The sequence below is a fragment of the Lentilactobacillus parafarraginis DSM 18390 = JCM 14109 genome (genome assembly GCF_001435895.1).
In the GTDB taxonomy this organism is placed as follows: Bacteria; Bacillota; Bacilli; order Lactobacillales; family Lactobacillaceae; genus Lentilactobacillus; species Lentilactobacillus parafarraginis.
In genome coordinates this window covers 1-10,226 of sequence record NZ_AZFZ01000069.1, presented here as the reverse complement: position 1 = coordinate 10,226, position 10,226 = coordinate 1, and the positions used below count along the sequence as shown (strand labels likewise).

Sequence of the window (10,226 nt, the reverse complement as noted above, 5' to 3'; positions counted from 1 at the left end):
AAAGTGTCAACCCTAAGGGGTATTGTACGAATACCGTAATTTGCCACTCACCACAAAAGATGAGTGGCTTTTTTGCTGATTATTTTGGGGATTCAAAAAGCCACCAACGAATTTACGTTAGTGGCTTTATAATGTTATTATCCGATAAGATAGCAGTCATCTTTCAAGAATCAGCTTCCGCCAGATTCTTGGAGGTTGTACCCTCATGATTACCATTATTACCGTTTTTATGTGTTGGCAATATAGTCACGATTAACGGCATTCTCCCCAATCAGTTTCCTGAAAGGTGAAGCGTTTATCGACTGCAACTAGTCGATCGAATACAAGTACGTCAGTACCTCAATATCCGAAACCACCGAGAAATTGCATTAATCGAATTCCCAAATGTTGATCTGTCTAACCAAACGAAGTCGGGATTTTTCCTGTGAAACTTTTGAGCGGTAAAGCTCTTAAAGCAGGAAATAAGGCGATTAGGCGGATCAAAGTTAACTCAGATTTGTTGGGAAAATCGATTGGCACAATTTCTCGAATAGATCCGTTAGAATCTACGTTGCTGGTGAGAAACTATTCCAATTGGTTCTCCCTTAGTAGACTGATGCTTCGTCGCTCCGGGATCTACAAATTCTGCTGTCATAATTTCTCACCTCTTAATTAGTTTTTAGAATGAAAAGTGTCCAGCCGTTTCGCGACTGGACACAACATGACACTTATCGCCAGTCGTTGAGCTTTAGCACTATGTGTTGTAGTTATAAATAACAGCTACGTTAGTTCAAGCCTTACTTTGACTAGAACAGCTGACTCATTGGCGTTTTTCGACGTTTCTGAGCAGTAGCATTTTCCACATAGGAGCCTCACCTAACAGCCTCTATTCATTTTTCATTCCACGATTTATACTATCATATGAAATCAGCCATTGCAAGAACTAACTACATATCCATTCCGGGAATATATAGCTCATCCTTCTTGACACCCCGTTCCTTGGCAAATGCCGTCATCAGAGTATCCATATCCATTAACTTGTAAGTCTTTGGATGATCCGGATCGTAAACTTCGAACTGCGCCATCATCCCACCATCTTCGTGTTCGATAATGTGGCAGTGGTACATGTAAACGCCGAGGTGCTCGAACCAAACTTTGATGCGAACCGTTTCACCAGGGTTGACGCCGATGGTATCTTTAAGCCCGCGTTCATTTGGATAGGGATCATGGCCGTTTCGAGAAACCACCCGGAATTGAGTACCATGCATGTGATATGGATGAATCATGCCGGTATCCCGGTCATTCGTATTTGAAATATCCCAATACTCAACGTTGCCGAGCTTTTGCTTATCGTCAATTCGCTGCATATCAAACTTTTTGCCGTTGATTTCAACCATTTCGTCCATTCCAGACATTACAACTTTATGGACTTGGCTATTCGGCGTTACCTGTGGATCGGGAATATCAACCAGACGATCAGGTAACTTGGTATCATCCTTGGCAAATTCGTGAATTCTGAAACGAACAATCGGAACGTCATCGGAATACAGTGTGACTTCATCACCCGGTTTGTATTTGCCAAAATCAACGATGATTTCTGCCCGTTCGGCACAGGTGATCATCAAATGAGTAAAGTCAACGGGTTCTGGCAGGATGCCGCCGTCAGAGGCAATTTGGGTAAATTTCAGATCATCACTGAAATGCAGCCGCCACTCTCGCCGATTGGCACCGTCAAGAATGCGTAGCCGGAGTCGCTGGGTCGTGACGTCAAAATACGGATTAATGGTGCCGTTGATCATCGGAGTAGGTCCCTGAACGCCGTCCGGATCATAGTCGGCGATGTAGTCGAATTGGTTATCGTGAAAGGCGCGGTCTTGTAAGATCAGTGGAATATCATCCACTCCGTAGTTTCGGGGAAACGGTAACTTGCTTTCGACATCGTCTTTGACGATAACACCGTCAGCCAACCCCTTCCACACGTGTTCGGCAGTTGCTGGACATGGATGAGCATGCAGCCAGAGCGTTGCGGCTGGTTGGTGGCACTTAAATTCGATTTGGGTGCTTTTGCCGGGATAAACGGGGGCGTGACAGCCGCCGTCGGTGATTGGCCCGTCAACGTTTAAGCCGTGCCAGTGAAAAGTGGTGAGCTCCGGTAATTCGTTTTTTAAGGTGATGTGAATGGTTTTCCCGTTTTTAAACACAATCGTTTGTCCCAAAAGGCTGGTATTATAACCCCAAGTCTTGGTTTTGGCACCTGGCAATAATTGAGTTTCACCAGTTTGGGCAATCACCGTATAGTACATATCGGTATCGGTTTCTTTATCCGGTTTCAATAACTTCGGTATTCGCAATGTTTCCTGTGGGGTTGTTGGCTCCTTAAGCGGCACATAACCACCATCGTGAGTATTAAACGCAGGTTCATCAAAGAAATAATCAGTGTACACTTTTCTATCTGACATGCTTTTCGCATCCTTTGTTATTTTAGGTCCATCTCCATCTTACTACATTGGAAATTCATTGAGGCAAAAAATGTGGCATAATAGAGGGAGAGGAGGTGCTATCGTGGCAGATACAGTTACTATCGATCAGTTAAATGATTCAGCAACAACGAAGGCAATGAATGACTTTATCGAATTTTATTTACCTCGCTTAAAGAAGAACAACCTGGAAATTCTTTCGATGTACAAAGTGGATTACTATTTAGCCGACATTAATCATTTCATTTTCGAGAATCGGTCGTTTACTCCCGAAGAACTTCGAGATGAAGTTCGCAAGGAATGCGGCGAAGACCTCAAACACGTCATTTCAGTGATTAATCCTGACTATTATGATAATGGTAATTTGGTTGCTGGCTCATGGGAAACATGGTACGAGAAAAAGTTTGAAAAAGTTCCCGTCAGAGACTAGTCGTCTAAATATACTTTTGGTGGGCAATTTGCTAGTATTGAGATAATAACTAGTTGATTGATTCAATAGTGAGGAGGGATCTTCATGGCTAAAGAAAAGAGTCGTCGTTCTAAAGAAACTAAAACGAATGCTCAACTGCATTACAAGACCAAGACAAATTTGGACGTTCATCAAATGGTGATTAATAAATCGGTTCTTTCAATTAAGGTACCGACCATTGTTGCCCAAAAGCGGGCTCAGGGGCTGTTAAATAAGGCCATTGATGATGGCATCACCCCTTACTATTTGAAGAAGGAAACGTTAGATCGATTGAGCGGAATGTCACCGCATGAATAAAAGAGTGTGACTCGATTTGGGTGGCACGGTATTTAAGGCGGGGAAACTGGAAATCCTTGTTCTGGATTTTTAGTTTCCCCGCCTTAAATGTTGGTGCCAGGGTCGTCGCCCTTAAAAGGACTAGTCAGCGTGTTCCGCACAGTTGTCGGAACACATTTAGAACCAGAGCTTGACTTGTCACCATTGATAGACTATTTTCGGGAGGTCTGATCAAAATCCTAATTTTGGATTCTGATCAGACCTCCCGAATTATTTACCTGAAACTTAACCACTAATCTGAACGACCAATGATACCATTAAGGCACGATCGAATTTGCACGATTAATACAAGGGTGATGATTTAAAAGTGAAACGACTTAAAACAGTATTGAGCTATCTATTACCGGTTATTATTGGGCTTCTAGTTGGGATTGGGGTTCGTCAGTATTTTGCCAGTGCCAGCTTGATTAAGGGTCCGTCAATGAAACCTAATTTACATACATCCGAAGTGGTTGGGGTCTTCAAAACATTGCCAATTCATCGTAATTCGGTGATCATTTTCGATGCCAACGGCGAGGACCCCCAGGTTAAGAAGACGGATTACTACGTTAAGCGGGTAATTGGGTTGCCGGGGGATACCGTCAGCAGTTACAACGGCACCATTTATGTGAACAATCATCCATTAAATCAGGATTACATCAGCCAACGGCAACGGAGTACCGGGACCGGCAACTGGAATTTGCAGAGCTTATCCAGTCAGTGGGTTCGTGATCGAAATTCAACGAAGGTACCATCGGGTAAGTACTTTGTGCTGGGAGATCACCGATCCGTTTCAAATGACAGCCGATACTGGGGATTTGTTGATCAAAGCAAGGTTCAGGGCGTGGTGAAGACACCACCATTTAATAAGAATGCCAGGCAGGTTAATAGTGCGTCGGCAGAGCTGGTCAAATGACGAAGTCAAAAAAGCCATTGAGTGATTCCTTAAATTCAGTCCTAAGCTGATTTATGGAATGATTCAAATGGCTTTTTTGGCAATCAGTTTCTAGCGAGGGACGTAGTCAGGGTCACCCTTACGCCTACTGGGAGCCGTTCCTTCGATTGCAATTAGGGAGATCAAGCTGGCTATCGTAGTTAAAGCAGACTCGGGTAAGTTAACCAAGTCGACAGATGAAGATGTCCCTGAGTTGATAATCACTTCTAAAAGCCACAGTACCGGTAGGATCATGAGGTCGATACCTGTAAAGAGCAACGTTAAGTAGCTGATACGGGTAATGGTGCTGGTTTCTAGTTTGTGGTTAAATTGATCTCCCAGAATCTTAGAGAAGAAGGGGACTTTGTTCGCCTGAGTTAAATTGAAATTCGGCGCAGCAAAAATAACCATAAAAATCGGGGATTGTCGTAATGTCATGGAAAACGCCGATTGAAGGTTGGCTAAAACAGCAGGTGATGGGCTGGCGATTCCCAATTGGAATTGAAAACCACTAAAATAAATAATCATAAAGATGATGAAAATAATTAGGCAACGGAAAAAAGTTGAACGATGGGAAAGATAACCGATTCTTTGCATTTGCAACAGTCGCTTTCATTTGCGAAATCACCCGGATTTTCGGATGAATTCAATAGTTTAGTAAAAAAGCTTATCATTCCCAGCAAAAATCAGCAATGGGGTTCACTGAATTTACCCCAATTTTCCATCATAAATTGGGGTGGTTGCACGAAGTCCCGACGTTACCTATTGGTTACTAATCACCACTTTGCCAATCATGTGATTGGTCTCCACCAGCCGGTGAGCTTCTTTCAGGCTGGCAGCGTTAATCGGCTTCAGAACCTTCGTGACCGTCGAATGAATGGTTCCGGCATCCAACAGTTTGGCAACCTGATCCAAGATTTGGTGTTGACTCACCATGTCAGCCGTGTGGTAGTAGGACTTCGTGTACATCCATTCCCAGTGAAACGAAGCAGCTTTCTTGGTCAGCTTCTGCAAGTCGATTCCGCGGCGATTCTCAGTGATTGCCGCGACAGCCCCCTCCGGCTTAATTAACTCGGCAATTTCGTTCCAGTGACCGTCCAAGTCGTTTAGGTTCAAGATATAGTCAACGTAGTGGAATTTGAGATTGCGGACTTCGGTGACTAAGTTTTTGTGATGGTTAACCGTAAAATCGGCGCCATTTTGCTTAGTCCACTTAATGGTTTCTGGCCGCGACGCACTGGCAATCACGGTCAAACCAGCCAGATGGGCGAGTTGAGTCGCAATTGAACCGACGCCGCCTGAGCCGTTGATCATTAAAATCGTCCTGCCTTTGTTTTCAGAAACGGCGGTGCGGTCAATTCCCAAGCGTTCGAACAAGGCCTCCCAGGCAGTCAAACTCGTCAGTGGCATTGCCGCAATTTCAGCGGCAGATAATTTCGTTGGCGCATGACCGACAATCCGTTCGTCGACCAGCTGATACTCACTATCAGTACCGGGACGAATAAACGAGCCGGCGTAAAACACCCTATCCCCCACCTTAAATAGTGTGACGTCTGGACCAATCTCGGTGACAATCCCGTAAGCGTCCCAGCCGATTACCTTGGGATTCTTCAGGGTGCCGCGACCGTCGCCGCGAACCCCAACGTCTACCGGGTTAACGGACGTCGAGATGATCTTGACTAGTAGATCATGGCCGGTAGCTGTTGGAATGGGTTCGGTAAACGTTATTAAACTATTTTTGTCTTGAATCGGTAGATGTTTGGTAAAACCAATTGCGTTCATTGTTGTCATTTCTCTTACTCCCTTGTCTTTCTAACCTAAGTGTAGGTGGTTAGGAGGTGAAAACAAGACGTGAATTTTTAGTAACTAGGTTACAATTTTTTCCGATTATCGCACGTGAAACAAGTAAAAGGCCAAGCTTATCTTGGTAGAACCCCCGTCAGCGTTTCCATAACTGATGAAGGAACTTCCAAGGCAAGCTTGGCCTTTAGAAGGAAAGTGTTATTTTATTGGTCTTACAAGTGTGGTTTAATCTTAATGCGAACATTCTGTTTAGAAGTGATTCAATTATGATACAGATTAGTTAATAAGCTTGGGACTTGAGACTCTCTTGAAGTAGCGCAACGCCGGTGTGTAAATCCGCCGGAGCGGTCTTTTCCTCTGGAGCGTGGCTGATACCTTTAATACTTGGCACGAAAATCATCGTCGTCGGGGTCACCCGGCTCATGATTTCACTGTCATGGCCGGCACCTGAAGCAAAGGTCGCGGTTGTAAAGCCTAAAGTCTTTGCCAATCGTTGGTTTTGGGCAAGTAGATCCGCGTCCAAAAGGGTGGGCTGATCATTCACCCAGCGGTCAATCGTTACCTGAACTGGCGGAACGGCAACTTTTTGAGCCTCTGCCCGTAAAGTCGTTTCAAACTGATCTAAAACCGACTTTTTGACATGTCTGGTATCAACACTGAACGTCACCTTCCCAGGGATGACGTTCGCGGTATTTGGCCAGACATGCAGTTCGCCGACAGTGAAGGTCAGCTGGCGACTAATTGTCCGGGCGATGATCGCGAGCCGGTTAATGAGGCTGGTAGCAATCAAGAGCGCGTCGTGGCGGTCAGCCATTGGCGTTGTTCCCGCATGGTTGGCGACCCCGTTAATCGTCACGGTAAATCGGCGCTGTCCCACAATGGACGTGACGAGGCCGATTTGCAGGTGCTGGTTGATTAGCCGGGGTCCCTGTTCAATATGCAGCTCCGTGAAACTGTCAGGAAGCTTAGGCAAGCCAGTTTTGACACCTGGCAGCTGAAGGCGGCTCACCGCTTTTTCGCGGGCGTCATCAAACGAAATGCCGTGGTGGTCGCGGATGTTATGAATATCAGCAACTCTGGCATAGTGCTTGGATCCGGTAAAGGTTGCCGGAAACCGACTGCCCTCTTCCTCGCTGAAGGATACCAGCCATAACGTTTTCTTGGGTTGACCAAGGGCCGTTACCAAGTTGGAAATGGCCTGAAAGCCACCGAGAACGCCATACAACCCGTCGTACTGGCCGCCATGAACGACCGTATCCATGTGTGAGCCGGTCGCGATAATTCCGTTTGGTGACTGGGATCCGATAACGTCCAGATAAACGGTGCCGTAAGCGTCAACGGTAACGGGCATGCCAGCATGAAGTCCCCATTTAATCAATTGCTGTTGGCCCTTCACCCAAGTGGGAGAGTAAACCAACCGATTTTGACCAATTTGATCGGCGGAAAACTGATTGATCGTTCGCAGCCGGTTGATCAATTCATCAGAAACAAGTTGCATATGATCACCGCTTACTTTGTAGCGCTGACACCGGCCAATGGCGAGGAGGCGACGGCACCGTGTTCAATAACGCGGCCCGGCTTTGCCAAGTAAGCCTTGCGGCCGGCTTGAACGGCGAGCTTGAAGGCTTCAGCCATCAACGGGATGTTACCGGCGGTGGCCATTGATGTGTTTGCCATCACGGCATCGACACCCATTTCCATCGCTTCAGCCGCTTGACTTGGTCGGCCGATTCCAGCATCAACAACGATTGGGACGTCAATCTCATCAACCAAGATTTGGATGAGATCTTTGGTAGAAAGTCCTTTGTTGGTACCGATTGGGGCTCCTAAAGGCATGACGGTTGCGGCACCGGCGTCCACCAGCTGATGAGCAACGTTGAGGTCTGGTAAAACGTATGGCATCACAATGAAACCTTCGTTGGCCAACACTTCAGTGGCCTTCAACGTCTCATAGTTGTCCGGCATCAAATATTTTTTGTCGGGCACAACTTCCAATTTAACGAAGTTACTGCCACTTAACTCACGGGCAATTCGCGCGGTCCGAATGGCTTCTTCGGCGTTAGTGGATCCCGAGGTGTTCGGTAAAATGGTGATCCCCTTAGGAATAAAGTTCAGGATGTTTTCGGAACCGGTGGTGTTGCGACGAAGCGCCATTGTGATAATTTGAGCTTTTGCATTGTTAATTGCCGAATCAATCAGGTCATAAGAATACTTTCCGGATCCCAAAATGAATCGGGATGTAAATTTGTGACCGCCAATAACTAATTCGTCTTTATCTTCAGTTGACATCATTAATGTCCTCCTAAATATCGTCTCGTCCTAGAATAATTCTGGTAATCATGTTCGCTTCGTGACCCGCCGCAATCATGACACGGGGAGCCATTAAGCCCTCGGCGCCCATCGATGTGCCGTCGCCGGCAATGTACAAATTGGCGCGGGGATGCTTGGTGGTAATGGTGTTGGAACTGTGAATGCCGGCCATGCCGGTACCCATCACCAAGGGTTTATCAGGGAAAAACTCCGAAGCCGCGTCCAGCAGCATCGCTTTTGCGGCGGGGTTATCAAATGCCTCGCAGATAATGTCGGCGTCAGCGAACAGTTCCTTTACATTATCGTGGGTCACTTTCGTTTGAAACGTTTTAATTTCGATAAATGGATTGAATTCCTGCAGATTTTGCTTGAGTGCCGTGACCTTTGGCATGCCAACTTGGCTGAGTTTAAACTGCTGCCGGTTGAGGTTGCTTAACTCAACGGAGTCGAAGTCGATCAGTGTCAGATGGCCCACGCCAATTCGGGTGAGGGCGATCGCAATGTTGGATCCCAATCCGCCGGCGCCGGCAATTGTCACGTGAGCGGCAGTCAGTTTGTCCGTCGAATCCTTAACGTTACGCTCCTTCATGCCATAGTAAACGTCTTTATAGTCTTGTCCTTGAACTTGTGCTTCCATAGTTTTTATTGAGCCTCCTCTAGCCGCCACCAACGAACGAAATTAATTCTATCTTGTCGCCGGATTCGAGGGTGACCTTGTCAAATTCAGCTTTGTGGACGATGTCGCCATTGCGTTCAACCACGATATTTTCAACGGGTGCTTTGCGCGCCTTCAGAAAGTCAAGAACGGTTTGGCCGGCAACGTCTTCAGATTGACCATTAACTGTTACCATCATAAAAGCCCCTTTCTTCAAGATTGCTCGAAGGAAGAGGCACGGTGATTGTTAGATTGGTCATTGGGATGGGTTTTAACAGAAAAGAGACCTCCTTTTCTGCTAAAAGAAGGTCCCAGAAGTCAATTTAAAATCGGTTTCAGGTTCGCTCTTCCTTCGGCAGTACAAACTGCATCAGGTTCGATGGGTTTAATCTCAGCCCTTTCAGGCACCCCAGACGAAATATTCAATTAAGCTTTAACAGCTCATGTATTATTTATAGCGGTTTCATAGTTAAAAGTCAAGTTGAAAGATGTTTCGAAAATGGGTAGACTTCAATGCAAAGAGTCAAATCTGAGGAGGATAACGATGAAATTATTGAATCGACCATTATACTTAGTGACTGATCATACGGACCTGGATGAAGCGGACTTTTTGCAGCAAATTGACCTTGCTTGCGAGGCCGGCGTCAGTCTCTTACAATTGCGGGAAAAGGACCGCTCAAGCCGTGAAATTTACGATTGGGCGGTTAAGGTTAAAGAGATTGCCGACCGTCACAAGATTCCTTTGATTGTTGACGATCGTCTCGACATTGCCCAGGCAGTGGATGCCGCCGGCGTTCATTTGGGACAGCGTGATTTGCCGGTAGACGTTGCCCGCAGAATCCTTGGGCCGCGAAAAATCATTGGGGCAACCGCTAAGACGTTGAAGCAGGCAAAGCTGGCTGAACAAATGGGCGCAGACTATTTGGGTACCGGGGCCATCTTTCCAACCCAAACCCACGTTAAGACGGTTCATACCAGCGTTGAAACGCTGGCAAAAATTAAGGAAACCGTTCAAATCCCAGTGTACGCGATTGGCGGGTTAAAAGCCGATAATGTTGCTGCCATTAAACCGGCCCATGTTGATGGCGTCGCCGTCGTGTCGGCGATTATGCGGGCAAAGAATGCGCGAGCAGCTACTTCCGAATTATTGAGCGCGATTGAGGATGCAATTGGTTAGTGAAAATCGCGGATTGACCGTTAGTCGGCACTGCAAATTTTGCAATAAAGTCGGCTCAAGATGCAATGAAAATATTACCCCGATTTAAAATTGAAGTGCAACACTTG

General features: G+C 46.3%; 11 protein-coding genes and 2 riboswitches. Of the genes, 4 read left to right on the top strand and 7 right to left on the bottom strand.

The window, feature by feature from the left end:
* Nucleotides 1-705: 705 nt before the first annotated feature.
* A riboswitch (M-box (ykoK) riboswitch) is annotated at nt 706-870 on the bottom strand.
* Nucleotides 871-926: 56 nt separating this feature from the next.
* Nucleotides 927-2,438 carry a multicopper oxidase family protein gene (locus tag FD47_RS12325; protein ID WP_054736160.1) on the bottom strand — a complete coding sequence of 504 codons (1,512 nt, stop codon included), beginning with the start codon at nt 2,436-2,438 and terminating at the stop codon, nt 927-929.
* Nucleotides 2,439-2,508: 70 nt separating this feature from the next.
* Between FD47_RS12325 and FD47_RS12320 the strand changes: the two genes are divergently transcribed.
* From FD47_RS12320 to lepB, 3 genes are all read left to right on the top strand, one after another.
* Complete coding sequence (locus tag FD47_RS12320; RefSeq protein ID WP_054736161.1) at nt 2,509-2,886, top strand: hypothetical protein; 378 nt, start codon at nt 2,509-2,511, stop codon at nt 2,884-2,886.
* Between the two features lie 84 nt (nt 2,887-2,970).
* Nucleotides 2,971-3,222: a hypothetical protein gene (locus tag FD47_RS12315; RefSeq protein WP_008212588.1), complete on the top strand. Its 252-nt coding sequence runs from the start codon at nt 2,971-2,973 to the stop codon at nt 3,220-3,222.
* Between the two features lie 346 nt (nt 3,223-3,568).
* The gene (lepB, locus tag FD47_RS12310) at nt 3,569-4,156 is read left to right on the top strand and encodes a signal peptidase I (protein WP_054736166.1); all 588 of its coding nucleotides are present in this window, start codon (nt 3,569-3,571) and stop codon (nt 4,154-4,156) included.
* Between the two features lie 90 nt (nt 4,157-4,246).
* On the opposite strand, the gene FD47_RS12305 is transcribed toward lepB, so the two are convergent.
* The 6 genes from FD47_RS12305 to thiS all read right to left on the bottom strand — a co-directional run bounded on the left by FD47_RS12305 (nt 4,247) and on the right by thiS (nt 9,138).
* Entirely contained in the window at nt 4,247-4,777 is a 531-nt protein-coding gene (locus FD47_RS12305; protein WP_056980747.1) for a hypothetical protein, read from the bottom strand.
* Between the two features lie 159 nt (nt 4,778-4,936).
* A complete protein-coding gene (locus FD47_RS12300; RefSeq protein ID WP_056980748.1) occupies nt 4,937-5,956 on the bottom strand; it encodes a zinc-binding alcohol dehydrogenase family protein in 1,020 nt (339 codons plus the stop codon).
* Nucleotides 5,957-6,257: 301 nt separating this feature from the next.
* Nucleotides 6,258-7,475: a M20 family metallo-hydrolase gene (locus FD47_RS12295; RefSeq protein WP_056980746.1), complete on the bottom strand. Its 1,218-nt coding sequence runs from the start codon at nt 7,473-7,475 to the stop codon at nt 6,258-6,260.
* An 11-nt stretch (nt 7,476-7,486) separates the two neighbouring features.
* Nucleotides 7,487-8,266, bottom strand: coding sequence for a thiazole synthase (locus FD47_RS12290; RefSeq protein ID WP_056980745.1), 780 nt, complete (start codon nt 8,264-8,266; stop codon nt 7,487-7,489).
* Nucleotides 8,267-8,279: 13 nt separating this feature from the next.
* On the bottom strand, nt 8,280-8,924 hold the full coding sequence (thiF, locus tag FD47_RS12285; RefSeq protein ID WP_056980744.1) for a sulfur carrier protein ThiS adenylyltransferase ThiF: 645 nt from the start codon (nt 8,922-8,924) through the stop codon (nt 8,280-8,282).
* 19 nt (nt 8,925-8,943) lie between these two features.
* Nucleotides 8,944-9,138, bottom strand: a complete 195-nt coding sequence (thiS, locus tag FD47_RS12280; RefSeq protein ID WP_040537757.1) for a sulfur carrier protein ThiS — start codon at nt 9,136-9,138, stop codon at nt 8,944-8,946.
* A gap of 133 nt (nt 9,139-9,271) precedes the next feature.
* Nucleotides 9,272-9,364, bottom strand: a riboswitch (TPP riboswitch).
* A gap of 122 nt (nt 9,365-9,486) precedes the next feature.
* Here thiS and thiE point away from each other — a divergent pair.
* Complete coding sequence (gene thiE / locus FD47_RS12270) at nt 9,487-10,119, top strand: thiamine phosphate synthase (RefSeq protein ID WP_054736171.1); 633 nt, start codon at nt 9,487-9,489, stop codon at nt 10,117-10,119.
* Nucleotides 10,120-10,226: the final 107 nt, after the last annotated feature.

Coding starts and splice junctions, on each gene's coding strand:
- FD47_RS12325 (WP_054736160.1), bottom strand. CDS start 2,438: ATGTCAGATAGAAAAGTGTACACTGATTATTTCTTTGATGAACCTGCG.
- FD47_RS12320 (WP_054736161.1), top strand. CDS start 2,509: ATGTGGCATAATAGAGGGAGAGGAGGTGCTATCGTGGCAGATACAGTT.
- FD47_RS12315 (WP_008212588.1), top strand. CDS start 2,971: ATGGCTAAAGAAAAGAGTCGTCGTTCTAAAGAAACTAAAACGAATGCT.
- FD47_RS12300 (WP_056980748.1), bottom strand. CDS start 5,956: ATGAACGCAATTGGTTTTACCAAACATCTACCGATTCAAGACAAAAAT.
- FD47_RS12295 (WP_056980746.1), bottom strand. CDS start 7,475: ATGCAACTTGTTTCTGATGAATTGATCAACCGGCTGCGAACGATCAAT.
- FD47_RS12290 (WP_056980745.1), bottom strand. CDS start 8,266: ATGTCAACTGAAGATAAAGACGAATTAGTTATTGGCGGTCACAAATTT.
- thiF (WP_056980744.1), bottom strand. CDS start 8,924: ATGGAAGCACAAGTTCAAGGACAAGACTATAAAGACGTTTACTATGGC.
- thiS (WP_040537757.1), bottom strand. CDS start 9,138: ATGGTAACAGTTAATGGTCAATCTGAAGACGTTGCCGGCCAAACCGTT.
- thiE (WP_054736171.1), top strand. CDS start 9,487: ATGAAATTATTGAATCGACCATTATACTTAGTGACTGATCATACGGAC.